The organism is Streptomyces cinnamoneus, assembly GCF_014650495.1.
GTDB lineage: Bacteria > Actinomycetota > Actinomycetes > Streptomycetales > Streptomycetaceae > Streptomyces > Streptomyces cinnamoneus.
The window spans coordinates 111,504-127,657 of record NZ_BMVB01000002.1 but is presented as its reverse complement, the minus strand read 5'-3'; the positions used below and the strand labels follow the sequence as shown (position 1 = coordinate 127,657).

Below are 16,154 nucleotides of genomic sequence, written 5' to 3'. Positions count from 1 at the left end.
ACAGCCCGCGCACAGGCGCTCCACACGGCCGGGACAGCGCCACGCGACAGGGTCGGGGCCATGACCCGGACGACACGGCAACCGCCACCCCTCCCGGCCCGTACGCCCCTCCCCCTCGACGGCATCGTCCTCGACGTCGTCGTGCCCGTTCACAACGAGGAGCGCGACCTCGAAGCGTGCGTGCGCCGGCTCCACGCACACCTGACGGCCACCCTGCCGTTCGCCTTCCGGATCACCATCGCCGACAACGCCAGCACCGACCGCACCCCGGACATCTCCGCCGCCCTCGACGACGCCGTCGCGGAGGTCACCGCCGTACGGCTGGAACGCAAGGGGCGCGGGAGGGCGTTGCGAACGGTGTGGTCGCTGTCGGAGGCGCCCGTGCTGGCCTACATGGACGTGGACCTGTCGACCGACCTCAACGCCCTCTTCCCGCTCGTCGCCCCGCTGATCTCCGGCCACTCCGACCTGGCCATAGGGTCCCGGCTGGCCGGTGGCTCGCGGGTGGTGCGCGGGCCGAAGCGGGAGTTCGTCTCGCGCGCGTACAACCTCATCCTGCGCACCGGCCTGGCCGCGCGCTTCTCCGACGCGCAGTGCGGGTTCAAGGCCGTGCGCAAGGACGTCGCCGACCGGCTGCTGCCGCTCGTCGAGGACACGGGCTGGTTCTTCGACACCGAACTGCTCGTGCTGGCCGAGCGCGCGGGGCTGCGCATCCACGAGGTGCCGGTCGACTGGGTCGACGACCCGCACAGCTCGGTGCACATCGTGCGCACCGCCGCCGAGGACCTGCGCGGCGTGTGGCGCGTCGGGCGGGCCCTGGCCACGGGACGGCTGCCGCTCGACCGGCTGGCCCGGCCCTTCGGCGACGACCCCCGCGACCGCACGGTGCCGGGCGTACCGCGCGGCCTGGCCCGGCAGGTGCTGGGCTTCTGTGCGGTCGGCGTGCTCTCGACGCTCGCCTACCTGGCGCTGTACTCGCTGCTGCGCACGGGCGCGGGTGCCGGCCCGCAGGTGGCCAACGCCGTCGCCCTGCTGCTGACCGCCCTCGGCAACACCGCCGCCAACCGGCGGTTCACCTTCGGGGTGCACGGCCGGGAGCGGGCCGTGCGCCACCAGGCCCAGGGGCTGGTCGTGTTCGGGATCGGACTGGCCCTGACGAGCGGCTCGCTGGCCGCCCTCGGCCTGGCCGCGGGCCGCGCCGCACACACCACCGAACTCTCCGTCCTCGTCGTCGCCAACCTGGCCGCGACCGCCCTGCGCTTCCTCCTGCTGCGCGCGTGGGTCTTCCCGCAGAACACCTCAGGGAGCACACGTTGACCCCCTTCCTCCGCCGCCGCCCGTCCGCCGGGCTGCTCGTCCTCCTGGCCGGCACCGCCGTCCTCTACCTCTGGGACCTCAGCGCCTCCGGCTACGCCAACCAGTTCTACTCGGCCGCCGCGCAGGCGGGCGGCCAGAGCTGGAAGGCCCTCTTCTTCGGTTCCTCCGACGCCGGCAACTCCATCACCGTCGACAAGCCGCCCGCCGCGCTGTGGCCGATGGGCCTGTCCATCCGTCTCTTCGGGCTCCACTCCTGGTCGGTCCTGGTGCCCGAGGCGCTGATGGGCGTCGCCGCGGTCGGGGTGCTCCACGGGACCGTGCGCCGTCATTTCGGGGAGGCGGCCGGCCTGCTGGCCGGCGGTGTGCTCGCGCTCACCCCCGTGGCCGCGCTGATGTTCCGCTTCAACAACCCCGACGCGCTGCTGTGCCTGCTCATGGTCTGCGCGGTGGCCTGTGTGCTGCGGGCGCTGGAGCAGGCGGCCACGCGCCCGCTGCTGCTGGCGGGCCTCTGCTTCGGGCTGGGCTTCCTGACGAAGACGCTGCAGGCGTGGCTGATCCTGCCGCCGCTGGCGCTGCTCTACGCGGTCTGCGCCCCCGCCGCGCCGTGGCGGCGCGTACGGCAACTCCTGGCGGCCGGGCTGGTGATGGTGGTGTCCGGCGGCTGGTGGGTGGCCGTCGTCGAGCTGTGGCCCGCCGCCTCGCGGCCGTACATCGGCGGCTCGCAGCACAACAGCTTCCTGGAGCTGACGTTCGGCTACAACGGGCTCGGCCGCATCAACGGCGACGAGACGGGCAGCGTCGGCGGCGGCCCGGGCGGCGGCGGTGGCCGCTGGGGCGAGACCGGCATCGGACGGCTCTTCGGCACGGACATGGGCGGGCAGATCGCCTGGCTGCTGCCGGCGGCGTTCGTCCTGCTGCTGGCCGGCCTGTGGATCACGCGGCGCGGTGCGCGCACCGACGTCCGGCGTGCGGCGTTCCTCGCCTGGGGCGGCGCGCTGCTGATGACGTTCGCCATCTTCAGCTTCATGTCCGGGATCTTCCACCAGTACTACAACGTGGCCCTCGCCCCGTACGTCGCCGCGCTGGTGGGCCAGGGTGCGGTGCTGCTGTGGGAGCGGCGGCGGGCGCCGGCGGTGCGGGCGGTCCTCGCGGTGGTGGTCACGGGCACGGCGGCCTGGGCGTACGTCCTGCTCGGCCGGACTCCTGCGTGGCTGCCGTGGCTGAAGTGGGCGGTCCTGGCGGGCGGCGTGGCCGTCGGCGCGCTGCTGCTCGTCGTCCGCCGCGGCTCGGGCGCGGGCGCGCGGGCGGTGGCCGGGTCGGCCGTGGCGGTCTGCCTCGCGGCTCCGGTGGCGTACACGCTCGACACGGTGGGCACGGCGCACGGCGGGTCGATCGTGACGGCCGGTCCGGCGGTGCGGGGGGAGCGGTTCGGGCGGGCCGGCGGGCCGCCCGGGGAGCGGCCGCCCGCCGGACGGGCGCCCCGGGGCGCGGGCGGCCCCGGCGGGGCGCGCCGGGGCGGCGGTGTCCCCCGGGGCATTCCGTCCACCGGGGGTCCTGCCAGGGGTGCCGGGGGTGCCGGTCAGGCGGACCGGGAGCGGTCCGGTGCGGCCGGGGGCATGGGCGGGTTGCTCGGCGGGCAGCGCGTGCCGGCCGCGGCGGCGGCCGCGCTGCGGCGGGACGCCGGCTCGTACACCTGGGCCGCCGCGACGGTCGGCTCGCAGAACGCGGCCGGTTACCAACTGGCGAGCGGGGAGCCGGTCATGCCGGTCGGCGGCTTCAACGGAAGCGATCCGTCCCCGACGCTGCAGCAGTTCCAGGCGTACGTCCGGGCCGGGCGCATCCACTACTTCATCGCCGCCGAGGGGGCACCGGGCGGGCGGGGCCGGGGCACGCAGGACGTCGCCTCCTGGGTGGCGGAGCACTTCACGGAGACCACCGTCGCGGGGGTGACGCTCTACGACCTGAGCGGCCCGCGGAAATAAATAACTTGTACGCCGTAGAAGAAGCCCTGTACGGTGTACAACACATTCGTTGTACACCGTACAGGGGGGAATCATGACGGCGACGACCGCCGACACATCGTCCGGGGCCGCGGCCGGGCAGCAGCCGCACCGGCTTCCCACGCGCTGGCTGGTCCTCGGCGTCATCTGCCTCGCCCAGCTCACCGTGCTGCTGGACAACACCGTGCTGACGGTCGCCATCCCCTCGCTCACCGAGGACCTGGGGGCCAGCACCGCCGACATCCAGTGGATGATCAACGCTTACTCGCTGGTCCAGGCCGGACTCCTGCTCACCGCCGGCAGCGCCGCCGACCGCTACGGGCGCAAGAAGCTCCTCGCCCTCGGCCTCGCCCTCTTCGGGCTCGGCTCCTTCGGCGCGGCGCTCTCCGAGACCACCGGGCAGCTGATCGCCGCCCGTGCGGGCATGGGCATCGGCGGCGCCCTGCTGATGACGACCACCCTGGCCGTCGTCGTGCAGGTCTTCGACGACGAGGAGCGTCCCAAGGCCATCGGCCTGTGGGGAGCGGTGAGCGCGCTCGGCTTCGCCGGCGGGCCGATCGTGGGCGGCGCCCTGCTCAACCACTTCTGGTGGGGCTCGATCTTCCTGATCAACCTGCCGGTCGCCGTGCTCGGCATGCTGGCCGTGCTCAAGTGGGTGCCCGAGTCCAAGAACCCCGCGGGCGACCGCCCCGACCTGCTCGGCGCGCTGCTGTCCACGATCGGCATGACGGGCGTCGTCTTCGCCATCATCTCCGGCCCCGCCCACGGCTGGACCTCCGCCCGGGTGCTCACCTCGGCCTTCGTCGGCCTGGTCACGCTGGCGTTCTTCGCGCTGTGGGAGGCCCGCTGCCCGTACCCGATGCTGGACATGCACTTCTTCCGCAACAGCCGTTTCGTGGGCGCCGTGTCGGGCGGCATCCTCGTCGCCTTCGGCATGGGCGGTTCGTTCTTCCTGCTCGGCCAGCACCTGCAGCTGGTGCTGCACTACGACCCGCTGGAGACCGGCCTGCGCATGACGCCGCTGGCCCTGGTCATCGTCGTCCTCAACTTCACCGGCGTCGGTGCCCGGCTGCTGCCGAAGATCGGCACCCCGGCCGCCATCGCGGGCGGCATGGGCCTGTTGGCCGCCGGTCTGGCCGCCATAGCCGTCCTCGGGGCGCACGGCTACGGCGGGATGCTGCTGGGCCTGGTCCTCATGGGCGTCGGCATCGCGATCAACATGCCGGCCATGGCGAACGCCATCATGTCGGCCATCCCGCCGGAGAAGGCCGGCGTGGGCGCCGGCGTCAACGGCACGCTGCAGGAGACCGGCAACGGCCTGGGCGTGGCGGTGCTGGGCGCGGTGCTCAACTCCCGCTTCTCGGCGCTGGTCCCCGCCGTCGCCGCGGGTGCCGGCTCCCTGCCCGAGGCGCTGGCGAAGGCCGGCACGGCGGACGAGCGCGAGGCGATCTCGGACGCCTTCGCCACCGGCGTTCAGACCAGCCAGCTGGTCGGCGCGTGCGCCGTACTGGCCGGAGGCGTGCTGGCGGCCGTCCTGCTGCGGCGGGCGGAACGCGCCGAGCGCTGACACCCCGGTGACGGGGTGACCCGGGCCGGGACCGGGCGGGAGGGCACGACGTGGCCCACCTGCCCCGTCCCGGCCCTTCTAGCATGCGGATACGTACACAGCCGGTGCGCACACAGCCGGTGGAAAGCGAGAAGTCATGGCAAGGAGCCCGCGGACCAGCGTGTGGCTGGCCGGTGAGGAAAAGGCGAAGGCGCCCCGGCGCAAGGCGGCGGAGCCCGGTGGCGAAGGGGCGCTGGACCGGGACCGCATCGTCGCCACCACGGTCCGGCTGCTCGACGCCGAGGGCCTCGCGAAGTTCTCGATGCGCCGCCTGGCGGCGGAGCTCGGCGTGACGGCCATGTCGGTCTACTGGTACGTCGACAACAAGGACGACCTGCTGGAGCTGGCGCTGGACCGGGCGGCCGGCGACATGCGGGCGCCCGACCTGAGCGACGAGGACGCCGACTGGCGCGATCAGGTGCGGGAGCTGGCGACGGAGTACCGCGCCATGCTCATCGCCCACCCCTGGGTGGCCCGGCTCGTGGGCCAGTACCTCAACATCGGCCCCCGCTCGATGGCGTTCGCCGACGTCGCGCTGCGGCTGGAGCGGCGCATCGGGGTCGCCAAGGACGGGGCGAACGCGGTCCTCGGCGTCATCTTCCAGTTCGTCTACGGGTTCGCCACGGTCGAGGCGCTCTCCAAGGAGCGCTACCAGGAGTCCGGGGTGACCGAGGACGAGTACTTCAGGGAGGTCAGGGACACGGTCGCGGACCGGCCGGAGTTCACGGACCTGTACAAGGAGGCCGCGGAGATGATGGACGCGCGCAGCGCGGACTCCGTCGCGGCGATGCGGGAGCGCGACTTCGCCTTCGCGCTCGACATGATGATCGCCGGCATCGAGGCCATGCGGAACCGCTGAACCGGCGGGAGGGGCCCGCCCCCTCCCGCCCCGGCCCCGCTCCACGGCAAAGGCCCCGGTGGGAGTGCGCCGGCCGTCCCCTGCCGTCGTGCGCACCCCACCGGGGCCATGGTCCGGAACCGTCCATGCCGTTCAGGTCCCGGGCCTCCGGCCGGGGAGCGCGGCTCCGCTCGTAGCGCGCTCCCGGCCGGGGTCTGTCAGCCGGCCTGCCGGGCCGGTTCCTCGTCCGCGGCCGCCGCGACGGCGGCCGGGGCCGGGCCGCTGCTCTTCAGCGCGACCTCCTTGATGAAGAGCGTCACGATGAAGGCGATCAGCGCACAGGGTGCCGCGTAGAGGAAGACGTCTCCGACGCCGTGCCCGTACGCGCTCTCCACGACCGTCCGGATCGGCGCCGGCATGGCGTCGAGGTCCGGGATGCCGCCCCCGCCCGTACCGCCGTGGCTCATGGCGGCCGCGGCCTTCGGGCCGAGGGCCGTGATGCCGTCCTTGACGTAGTCCGGCACCCGCGTGGCCAGCACCGCGCCGAGCGCGGAGACGCCGACCGCACCGCCGAGGGAGCGGAAGAAGGTCACGACGGAGCTGGCGGCGCCGAGGTCCTTCGGCTCGACCTGGTTCTGGGCGGCGAGCACGAGGTTCTGCATCATCATGCCGATGCCGAGGCCGGTGAGGGCCATGTAGATCGCCAGGTGCCAGTAGGGCGTGTCGTAGCGCATCGTGCCGAGCAGCCCCAGCCCCGCGGTGAGCAGCACGCCACCGCTGAGCAGCCACGCCTTCCAGCGCCCGGTCTTGGTGATGACCTGGCCGGACACGGTCGACGAGACGAACAGACCGCCGATCATCGGGATCGTCAGCACGCCGGACATCGTCGGCGACTCGTTGCGGGCGAGCTGGAAGTACTGCGAGAAGAAGACGGTGCCGGCGAACATGGCGACGCCGACGAAGAGGCTCGCGAGCGAGGACAGGGCGATGGTCTTGTTGCGGAACAGCCGCAGCGGAATGATCGGCTCGGTGGCCTTGGCCTCGGTGAGGACGAAGAGCGCGGCGAGCAGGATCGCACCGGGGACCATGACGCCGGACTGCCAGGAGATCCAGTCGTAGTCCTTGCCCTTGCCGGCCCGGGTGACCCAGATCAGCAGCAGGGTGACGGCGGCGGTGATGAAGAAGGCGCCCAGCCAGTCGACCTTGACCTTGCGCTTGGTGACGGGCAGCTTCAGCGTCTTCTGCAGGACGATCAGCGCGATGACGGCGAACGGGACGCCGACGTAGAAGCACCAGCGCCAGCCGAGCCAGTCCGTGTCGGTGATGACGCCGCCGAGCAGCGGGCCGCCGACGGTGGCGACGGCGAAGGTGGCGCCGAGGTAGCCGCTGTAACGGCCGCGCTCACGCGGGGAGATCATCGCGGCCATGATGATCTGGGCGAGGGCGGAGAGGCCGCCGACGCCGATGCCCTGCACCACGCGGCAGGCGATCAGCATGCCGGTGTTCTGGGAGAGACCGGCCACGACGGAGCCGGCCACGTAGACCACGAGGGCCAGCTGGACCAGCAGCTTCTTGCTGAAGAGGTCGGAGAGCTTGCCCCACAGGGGGGTGGACGCGGTCATCGCCAGGAGCGAGGCCGTGACGACCCAGGTGTAGGAGGACTGGCTGCCGTGCAGATCGTGGATGATCTCCGGCAGGGCGTTGGAGACGATCGTCGAGGAGAGGATCGCCACGAACATGCCGAGGAGCAGGCCCGAGAGGGCCTCCATTATCTGGCGGTGCGTCATGGGGGCGGCGGCGCCTGCGGCGTCCTCCGAGGCGTCCCGCACACCTGCCGGTGTGGACTGGGCCATGGACTTCCTTTTCTCGTTGCGGTTTTCAGGCGGGTGTACGGGTGGGGTGAGCGGTCGTGCTGCCGGTGGCGTGACCGGCGGGGTGGTACTGCGGTGCCAGCCGGGGCCGGCACTCGCCGAAGCTCTCGCGCAGCCGCGTCATCAGGCCGATGAGGTGGCCGACGTCGTCGTCGGACCAGTCGCGCAGGCAGGTGGCCAGCGCGTCGGTGTACCGCACGGACACCTCCTGCAGCAGTGCCTCTCCGCTGGGGGTGAGGCTCAGCTGCCGGGACCGCTTGTCGAGCGGGTCGGGCCGGCGGGTGATCCAGCCGCGGTCGGCGGCGTGGGCGACGTGCCGGCTGGTCACCGAGGCGTCGATGCCCAGGAGCTCGCCGAGCCGGCTCATCCGCATGTCGCCGTGCTGCTTGAGCAGGTTCAGGAGCATGGCGGTGGCGGGGGAGCAGTCCTGGGGCAGGGCCCGGCTCAGGCCGCGCTTGACGGTGCCGATGGCGCTGAGCTGCCGGGCCAGCTCCTCGTACTGCTCCTGTGCGGCCATGACACGGGCTCCTCGGCTCCGGAAGGTTAGGTTGCTTTGGGCAACCATAGAGAAGTTTGGTTGCTGAAGGCAAACGAAAACCCGGCAAACCGGGTAAAGGAAGGCTCAAGGCTTCTCCGGGCCGCCGTAAAGCAGCAGCCCTGTGCCCGCCCCGCGGGCCCGTTTCGCTAGGGTCCGGGGCATGGCCAACCCCCATCAGAGCCCCGAGGGTCCCTACGACCCCGCGGGCAGCACCCAGATGTTCCGTGCCTTCGTCGACGAGGGCGCAGCGCCCGCCCCGGGCGGCCGGCAGGCCGCCGCCGCTGCGCGGCGCAGCAGCGGGTCCGGCTCCCGGCCGGGCCTGGTCATCGGCGTGATCGTGGCGATCGCGGTGGTGGCGGGCGCGGTCTGGCTGGCGCTGGGCTGAGTCACTGTGCCGGCGGCCGGGCCGGGTCCACGGCGACGTCGCGCGTCTCGATGCGCATGCCGAGGGGTACGCGCCAGGCGTCGACGCACACCGTCCAGGTCCCGTCGGCCGATTGCCCCGGGGCGATCGGGGCCGGGAGCGGATGAGTGGACGTGACCGTCGCCCAGTCCGTGCCGAAGACGCCGATGATGTGCGTGCCGAGGCTGACGGTGCCGCCGGTGACGGGGGTGCCGCCGGTGTTGGTGAAGGTGAGGGCGACCTGCTCGCACCACCGGTCCGGACCGGATGCGCGGCGCGGCTCGCTCACGGTGAGCGCGGCGGGGGCCGGCGGGGCCGGTGCGGACGGCGAGGTCGGCGGAGCCGACGGTGCGGGGCCCGGGGTGCCCGGGCCGGCGGGTGCCGGTGCCGGTATCGCCGACGGTGCCGCAGGCGCGGGGCGGGGCGGGTGCGCACGGGTGTCGCCACCGCTGTCGCGGGTGCCGCTGCCGCCGTGCGAGGGCCCGGCGGCCGGATGCGGTGTGCCTGCCGGCGGTGACGGCAGGGCCCGCTGTGAGGGCCCGGCCGAACGCCCGCCCGGACGTCCGGGCGAGTCGGTCGATCGCGAAGGCCCTGCTGAGGAAGGCGCGTCCAGCGGTACGAGCTCCACTCCGCCCTTCGGCGGCACGAGGCCGCCCGCGGGCCGGGAGGCGCCGGGTCCGGCGGCCCCCGTGGCGACGTATCCGTCGCGGCCGCTGGTGCCGCATCCCGTGACGAGGGCGGTCAGGGCGGTCAGGCAGAGCGCAGAGACGAGCGTCTTCCGTCGCATCGCCCCAGTGTGTCTGACGGGCCGTCAGCTGTACACCGCCCGGGCCCACATGTCTCTGCCGCTGCCCGGGCGCCGTCCGCGGGGTGGCTCGCGGCCGGGTGCCGGCCGCCCGCCGTATCGTTTTGGCCGGCCCCGGCCGGGGCCGGGCGCTCAGTCCGCGATCAGGCCCTCGCGCAGCTGGGCCAGGGTCCGGGTCAGCAGGCGGGAGACGTGCATCTGCGAGATGCCGACTTCCTCGCCGATCTGGGACTGCGTCATGTTGGCGAAGAACCGCAGCATGATGATCTGTCGTTCGCGCGGCGGCAGCTTGGCCAGGAGCGGCTTGAGGGACTCGCGGTACTCGACGCCCTCCAACGCGGTGTCCTCGTAGCCGAGGCGGTCGGCCAGGGAGCCCTCGCCGCCGTCGTCCTCGGGGGAGGGGGAGTCCAGGGAGCTGGCGGTGTAGGCGTTGCCGACGGCGAGGCCGTCGACGACGTCCTCCTCGGAGACGCCGAGGCAGAGCGCCAACTCCGGGACCGTCGGGGAGCGGTCGAGCTTCTGTGCGAGCTCGTCGCTGGCCTTGGTCAGGGCCAGCCGCAGCTCCTGCAGGCGGCGCGGCACGCGGACGGACCAGCTGGTGTCGCGGAAGAAGCGTTTGATCTCACCGACGACGGTCGGCATCGCGAACGTCGGGAATTCGACCCCGCGTTCGCAGTCGAACCGGTCGATCGCCTTGATCAGCCCGATCGTGCCGACCTGGACGATGTCCTCCATCGGCTCGTTGCGGCTGCGGAAGCGGGCCGCGGCATAGCGCACCAGAGGGAGGTTGAGCTCGATGAGGGTGTCGCGGACGTACGTACGCTCGGCGCTGTCCCGTTCGAGCGTGGCGAGCCGCAGGAAGAGGGAGCGGGAGAGGGTGCGGGTGTCGATGGCTTCGCAGTCGTCGAGCACGGCGTGCGGTGCGTCGTTGGCGAGCACCTTCGCGCTGCCCAGGTCTACGGACATGCCACCCCCTTGAGGTCGCGGACGGGTCACAGCGGCCGCCCCGGCCGTGAGGACGGCCGGGGGTGTTCAGCCTCCACCTGAATACCGGAGGCTGCGCTGTGGCAAACGCAGTTCCTGCAGAATGTCACATGTCGGCAACACGCTGTAGCGTCAAGTCGACTTATCTTCCCCATGACATCGGGGCGGGGGTCGCCCGTGAGGGTTAGGCGTCGATTCGATTTGCGGAGCGCAGCCGGGCGAAGCTCCGTGAGAGTAGCCGGGACACATGCATCTGCGACACCCCCAGCTCCGCGCTGATCTGCGACTGCGTCAGATTGCTGTAGTAGCGCAGTAGGAGGATGCGCTGTTCGCGCTCCGGCAGCTGCACGAGCAGGTGGCGCACGAGATCGCGGTGCTCGACGCCGGCCAGCGCGGGGTCCTCGTAGCCGAGCCGGTCCAGCAGTCCGGGCAGGCCGTCGCCCTCCTGCGCGGCCTCCAGGGACGTGGCGTGGTACGAGCGGCCGGCCTCGATGCAGGCGAGCACCTCGTCCTCGGGGATCTTCAGCCGGTCGGCGATCTCGGCGGTGGTCGGGGACCGTCCGTGCAGCACGGTCAGGTCCTCCGTGGCGCCGTTGACCTGCACCCACAGCTCGTGGAGGCGGCGCGGGACGTGCACGGTGCGGACGTTGTCGCGGAAGTAGCGCTTGATCTCGCCGACGACGGTCGGCATGGCGAAGGTGGGGAACTGCACGCCGCGGTCGGGGTCGAAGCGGTCGATGGCGTTGATGAGTCCGATGGTGCCGACCTGGACGACGTCCTCCATCGGCTCGTTGCGACTGCGAAAGCGCGCTGCGGCGTACCGCACGAGGGGGAGGTTGGCTTCGATCAGGGCGGCGCGCACGCGGGCGTGCTCGGGCGTACCCGGCTCCAGGGAGGCGAACTCCTTGAAGAGCACCTGGGTCAGGGCCCGGGCGTCGGCCCCGCGGCTCTCGCGGCTCTCGCGGCCGCGCGGCCCCTGCAGGGTGCCCACCGCGTCGTGGTCGGCGGGGCCGGGCTCCGTGAGGTCGTCGGTCCGGTCCGGTTCGTCGGCGGGATTGTCGCGGCGGAGGGGGGCTTCGGGCGCTGTACGGGCCGGCACGGCCACCACCCCTTTGTGGTCATTTTCGATCAACTCATCCGGCAAAAGCGGTCATAGCATCACAAGACATGTCCGAGATGTGCAAGCACCGCATAGCGCCGTGTTGGCGACGAAAAACTCCCCCCACCGAGTCGGTGGAGGGAGGTGGAACGGGCCGCTGCGCGCGTGCGGACCGGCTGCCGCGGCGGGGTCAGAACGGGTAGTCGGCGATGACCCAGGTGGCGAATTCGCGCCACTGGCCGACGCCCGCCTGGTGGGCGGGGTGGTCCAGGTACCGCTGCAGCGCGTCGGTGTCGTCGACGGAGCAGTTGATGGCGTAGTCGTAGGCGATCGGACGGTCCGAGACGTTCCAGGCGCACTCCCAGGAGCGCAGCTCGGGGATGGCCTTCTCCAGCTCCTCGAACGCCCGCACACCGGCGACGACGCGGGGGTCGTCGCGCTCGACGCCCTCGTTGAGCTTGAACAGGACGAGGTGACGGATCACTGGCTGCCTTCTTCGCTCGTGGCTTCTTCCGTGCCCGGCGTGCCCACCGAGCCGGTCAGCTGATCAGCTGGGTCATGAACTCGCCGATGTTCTTGGCGGCGTCCGAGATCCCCTCGAACCCTATCTGGACGAGCTCGGCCGACCGGGCGGGGGAGTGGATGATCGTGTAGGCCACGAAGATGCCGAGTGCCCAGAGCACGACCTTCTTCGTCTGCACCATCGCGCACTCCCTCCCCTGCTGTCCCGTGTGCGGTCGCGAGAGTCTAACCGCGCATCCGTGCGAACGGACGGATGTGCGGCCCGGGGCGCGCGGACCGGGGGGTGTGGAGGTACTCACACCCTTCACGGCGTCTTTAAGGACTTAAGGCCCTGCAAGGCGGGCCCTTCGCCCGCCTTCCGCGGTCCCGGCGGGGCGGAGGATGGAGTCGTGCCCGCGGAATCTGGCAGGAATCCCGCGGGCCAGGGATACGGGCCTCACTGCGGGGTCCGGCCGTGAGCATCCCCCCCGACCGCGGCCGGACATTGAGCCGTGTCCTCGCCGGGGGAGGCGGCTTGTCCCCCCGACGCCGTTTCCCCCGCCCTGCACCTGCCGGAAGCCCCGGCTCCGGACCCGCGCACAGGTCCGGAGCCGGGGCTTTCGTGCTCGGTGCCGCCGGCCGCGGCCGCCGCCGCACATGGGTGGGCGTCCGAGGTGAAATCGGACCGTTGCCGGGGCACCAGAAAGGCACACGGTGTGCCCGATGTGGGAGGGCGGTGAGGTTCGCCATGGGCGTGCACGAGCTCGCCTTCACCATGCGGGAGCGTGTGGCGGGGGGAGCGGTCGTCGTGGAGCTCCTGGGGGAGCTCGACATCCTGGCCGAGCAGGTGCTGGGGCCGCGCCTGGAGGCGCTGGTGGGACGGTGCCGGGGCGATCTCGTCCTCGACCTGCGCGGCGTGACGTTCCTGGACGCCAGCGGCGTGCGGTTGTTGCTGCGGGCCCGTGGGCGGGCGGTGCGCTGCGGGGCGCGGCTGTCCGTCGTGCGGGGCGGGGCGATGGTCTCGAAGGTGATCCGGATCGCCGGTGTGGAGCCGGCGTTCGTCTGGCTGGAGGAGTTCCCGTCGGCGGCCCTGGGCAGCGTTCCGGCCTGACGCACGGTCGCTTTTGGTGCGGGTGCCGTTTTATGCGGTCGCTTCCGGGGCGGGGTGCCGTCCGCGCGGCGGTGACGGCTGCTCAGGCGTCCGGAAGCCGGTGGTGGGGGAACTCCTCGTCCAGCACCCGCTCCACCGCCGTCGCCTCCGCGGCACCGCGCCGCCTCAGCACCTCGTACGCCTCGCGCAAGGAGCCCAGCGCCAGCCGTGGTTCGCCGAGGGCCAGCTGGGCGCGGCCGCGCGCGGCCAGGGCGGCGCCGCGGCAGTACGCGTCCCCGAGCCCGGCCTCGATGGCCAGGGCGCGCTCGGCGGCCGTGACGGCCTCGCGGTGCTGCCGCCGTTCCAGCCGGCACTCGGCCAGGCGCGTCCAGAGCAGCGCCTCCCGGCGGGGCTCGTCCCCGACGCCGGCCAGGGCCTCCCGCAGCCGGTCGCCGGCGGCCGCCGACCGGTCGGCGCGCAGGAGGACGTGGCCGGCCTCGTACAGGACGAGGGTCAGGGTCGGGCCGTGGCCCAGTTGGCGGGCGCGGTCGATCGCTTCGTTGATGGCGGTCAGCGCCTCGTCCGTGCGGCGCACGGCGATGTACGCGCGGGCCGCGTGCGCCTGCGCTTCGAGCGCGCTGCTCGTCGCACCCTCGGAGCGGAAGTCCTCCTCGGCCCGTACGAGCAGGGGCAGGGCCTCGTCGGGCCGGCCCAGAGCCAGCAGGACGACGCCCAGGTCGTGGGAGGCCGCGGTGAGCGCGTAGGCGTCGTCGGCGGCCCCGGCGAGGCGCAGGGAGGCGCGCAGGTCGCGTTCGGCGCGCTCGTAGGTGTCGGGGCCGAAGCCGGGTGCGGCCAGCAGGCGCAGGATGCGGGCGGCACTTGCGTCGTCCGCGTGCTGCCGGGCCCGTTTGAGCGCCTCCCGGGCGGGTGCCCGGAGGTCCTGGCGGCGAGCGGTGCCGTGGGTGAGGCGGGACCAGACGGTCAGCAGGTCCACGGCGGGGACCAGGGACCCGGGGACGTCCAGGGCGAGCACCTGCCGGACGGTGTCGAGCAGGTGCTGATGGGCGTCCTGCAGCCAGGCGCGGGCGGCGGCCGTGCCGGCCAGGGGGAGGCCGGTGGTGGCGAGGCTGTGGCGCAGGTGGCGGGGGGCGAGGCCGTCGGGGCGGGTGCGGCGCAGGGCGGTGACGGCGGTGGCGAGGTGGTGGTCGAGCAGGCGCAGCAGGGCCGCGTCCCGGACGGGCGGGCTGTCGGTGCGTTCGCTCTGCTGCCGGGCGCACCGCTTCAGCAGGTCGTGGCAGCGGTACCGGCCGTGGCCGAGGGGCTGCAGCAGCCCGGCGGCGGCGAGTTCGGCGGTCAGGGCCCCGGCGGCGGCCTCGTCGGGGGCGTCGAGGACGGCGGCGGCCTCCAGGGCGTCGAGGCCGGTGGTGTCGGGCAGGGCCAGGAGGCGGACGGCACGGGCGGCGTCGGGTCCGAGGGCGTCGTAGGCGACGCGGAAGGCGGATTCGGCGGCCGTGGCGCCGGGGTCGCCGGGGTGGAGCGCGTCGAGGCGGTGCCGCTCGTCGTGGAGCCGGGCGGCGAGGTCGGCGGGCGTCCAGGAGGCGTCGTTCAGGCGGGCCCCGGCGATCCGCAGGGGGAGCGGCAGCCGCCCGCAGGAGGCCGCGACGTCGCGGGCCGACGTGGCGGCCGTCCCGGCCCCGGCCGGGCCTGCGGCCGCTGTCAGCATCGCGAGGGCCTCCTTCTCCTCCATCGCCTCCACGCGCACCTGCCGGGCGCCCGGCAGGTCGATCGTCTCCGGGCGGCCGGTGACGAGCACCGCGCTGCCGGGGGCGGTGGGCAGGAGCGGGAGCACCTGTCCGGCGTCCCGGGCGTCGTCGAGGAGCAGCAGCATGCGGCGGTCGGCGACCAGGGAGCGGTAGAGGGCGGCCCTCCGGTCCGTCCCGTCCGGCAGGGCGCCGTCGGCGACGCCGAGTTCGCCCAGCAGCCCGGCCAGGGCGGCGTCGCCCGTCAGGGGTGCGGGGCCGGAGCCGCGCAGGTCGAGGTGGAAGCGGCCGCCGGGGTAGGAGGCCCGCACGGCGCGGGCGACGTGGACGGCCAGCGTGCTCTTGCCGGCGCCGCCGGGACCGCTCAGCACGGCGACGGCCACGCCCCGCCCGCCGTCGGCGGTGAGGGCGGCGCGCACCTCGGCGGTGAGCGCCTCGCGCCCGGTGAAGCCGGGGACGTCCGGCGGCAGCCGGTCGGTCACCGCCGGGGCGGGGGCACTGACGGCGGGGGGCGTTTCGTGCGGGGGGCGCAGGGCGGCGTCACCGGCCAGGACCCGTTCGTGCATCCGGGTGAGCTCGGGGCCGGGCCCGCCGGCGAGCAGGCGCCGTGCGTCGGCGAACACCGCCAGCGCCTCGGCCTGCCGGCCGGCGCGGTGCAGGGCCAGCATGAGCAGGGCCCGGGACCGTTCGCGCAGCGGGTGTTCGGCGACCAGGGCCCGCAGGCCGGCCACCACGTCGGTGTCCCGGCCGAGCGCGAGCGCGCAGCCGAACAGCTCCTCGCGCGCGATGGAGCCCAGCTCGGTGAGGCGTTCGCGCTCGTGCTCGGCGCAGGGGCCGGGGAGGGTGGCCAGCGGGGTGCCGTCCCACAGGGCCAGGCCGGCGCTGAGCCGTTCGTGCGCGCCGGCGAGGTCACCGGCGTCCCGGGCGGCCAGACCGGCCGTCAGTTTCTCCTCGAACACCGCGGCGTCGAGGGCTGTGGCCGGCAGGCGGGAGGCGTGGCCGTCGTCGGTGGTGACCAGGAGCCGGGCGGGGTCGCCGGGCTGGTACCCGGGTTCGAGTTCGGCGCGCAGCCCGTCGAGGTACGTCTGCACGGTGTCCGCCGCGCTGCGCGGCGGGGCGTCGCCCCAGAGGCCGTCGACGAGTTCGGCCGTGGTGAGGGGCCGTCCGCCGCGCAGCAGCAGGATCGCCAGCGTCGCCCGTTGCTGTGGTGGGCCGAGCGCCAGCGGCTTGCCGCCCCGCTCGGCCCGCACGGGACCGAGCACATGGAAGCGAAGGAGCTCGTCGCCGTGCGTACTGTCCATGTCAGCCCATTCCGGTCATTTCAGAGCTGATATGAACAATA

Annotated in this window: 14 protein-coding genes; 6 read left to right on the top strand and 8 right to left on the bottom strand. The window is 73.5% G+C overall.

Going from position 1 to position 16,154, the window contains the following annotated elements:
• Positions 1 to 60 precede the first annotated feature (60 nt).
• The 4 genes from IE182_RS03125 to IE182_RS03110 all read left to right on the top strand — a co-directional run bounded on the left by IE182_RS03125 (position 61) and on the right by IE182_RS03110 (position 5,782).
• On the top strand, positions 61 to 1,317 hold the full coding sequence (locus IE182_RS03125) for a bifunctional glycosyltransferase family 2/GtrA family protein (protein ID WP_190108064.1): 1,257 nt from the start codon (positions 61 to 63) through the stop codon (positions 1,315 to 1,317).
• A complete protein-coding gene (locus tag IE182_RS03120) occupies positions 1,314 to 3,299 on the top strand; it encodes an ArnT family glycosyltransferase (protein ID WP_229844536.1) in 1,986 nt (661 codons plus the stop codon). Before IE182_RS03125 ends, IE182_RS03120 begins: the two co-directional genes overlap by 4 nt.
• A 73-nt stretch (positions 3,300 to 3,372) precedes the next feature.
• Positions 3,373 to 4,884, top strand: a complete 1,512-nt coding sequence (locus tag IE182_RS03115; protein WP_190108062.1) for an MFS transporter — start codon at positions 3,373 to 3,375, stop codon at positions 4,882 to 4,884.
• 136 nt (positions 4,885 to 5,020) lie between these two features.
• The gene (locus IE182_RS03110) at positions 5,021 to 5,782 is read left to right on the top strand and encodes a TetR/AcrR family transcriptional regulator (protein ID WP_190108061.1); all 762 of its coding nucleotides are present in this window, start codon (positions 5,021 to 5,023) and stop codon (positions 5,780 to 5,782) included.
• 197 nt (positions 5,783 to 5,979) lie between these two features.
• On the opposite strand, the gene IE182_RS03105 is transcribed toward IE182_RS03110, so the two are convergent.
• A complete protein-coding gene (locus tag IE182_RS03105) occupies positions 5,980 to 7,548 on the bottom strand; it encodes an MDR family MFS transporter (RefSeq protein ID WP_506417117.1) in 1,569 nt (522 codons plus the stop codon).
• 91 nt (positions 7,549 to 7,639) lie between these two features.
• Positions 7,640 to 8,149: a MarR family winged helix-turn-helix transcriptional regulator gene (locus tag IE182_RS03100; protein WP_190108059.1), complete on the bottom strand. Its 510-nt coding sequence runs from the start codon at positions 8,147 to 8,149 to the stop codon at positions 7,640 to 7,642.
• A gap of 181 nt (positions 8,150 to 8,330) precedes the next feature.
• Between IE182_RS03100 and IE182_RS03095 the strand changes: the two genes are divergently transcribed.
• Positions 8,331 to 8,555 carry a hypothetical protein gene (locus IE182_RS03095; protein ID WP_190108058.1) on the top strand — a complete coding sequence of 75 codons (225 nt, stop codon included), beginning with the start codon at positions 8,331 to 8,333 and terminating at the stop codon, positions 8,553 to 8,555.
• A 1-nt stretch (position 8,556) separates the two neighbouring features.
• On the opposite strand, the gene IE182_RS03090 is transcribed toward IE182_RS03095, so the two are convergent.
• From IE182_RS03090 to IE182_RS03070, 5 genes are all read right to left on the bottom strand, one after another.
• Positions 8,557 to 9,360, bottom strand: a complete 804-nt coding sequence (locus IE182_RS03090) for a hypothetical protein (RefSeq protein ID WP_190108057.1) — start codon at positions 9,358 to 9,360, stop codon at positions 8,557 to 8,559.
• A gap of 150 nt (positions 9,361 to 9,510) precedes the next feature.
• On the bottom strand, positions 9,511 to 10,344 hold the full coding sequence (locus IE182_RS03085; protein ID WP_071964858.1) for an RNA polymerase sigma factor SigF: 834 nt from the start codon (positions 10,342 to 10,344) through the stop codon (positions 9,511 to 9,513).
• Between the two features lie 202 nt (positions 10,345 to 10,546).
• Entirely contained in the window at positions 10,547 to 11,353 is an 807-nt protein-coding gene (locus IE182_RS03080) for an RNA polymerase sigma factor SigF (RefSeq protein ID WP_229844565.1), read from the bottom strand.
• A gap of 298 nt (positions 11,354 to 11,651) precedes the next feature.
• Complete coding sequence (locus tag IE182_RS03075; RefSeq protein ID WP_190108056.1) at positions 11,652 to 11,945, bottom strand: Dabb family protein; 294 nt, start codon at positions 11,943 to 11,945, stop codon at positions 11,652 to 11,654.
• A 55-nt stretch (positions 11,946 to 12,000) separates the two neighbouring features.
• On the bottom strand, positions 12,001 to 12,165 hold the full coding sequence (locus tag IE182_RS03070; protein ID WP_190108055.1) for a hypothetical protein: 165 nt from the start codon (positions 12,163 to 12,165) through the stop codon (positions 12,001 to 12,003).
• Between the two features lie 533 nt (positions 12,166 to 12,698).
• On the opposite strand from IE182_RS03070, the gene IE182_RS03065 reads away from it, so the two are divergent.
• Positions 12,699 to 13,073, top strand: a complete 375-nt coding sequence (locus IE182_RS03065; protein ID WP_190108054.1) for an STAS domain-containing protein — start codon at positions 12,699 to 12,701, stop codon at positions 13,071 to 13,073.
• An 82-nt stretch (positions 13,074 to 13,155) separates the two neighbouring features.
• Here IE182_RS03065 and IE182_RS03060 read toward each other — a convergent pair whose 3' ends face one another.
• Entirely contained in the window at positions 13,156 to 16,113 is a 2,958-nt protein-coding gene (locus tag IE182_RS03060; RefSeq protein WP_190108053.1) for an AfsR/SARP family transcriptional regulator, read from the bottom strand.
• Between the last annotated feature and the right edge of the window lie 41 nt (positions 16,114 to 16,154).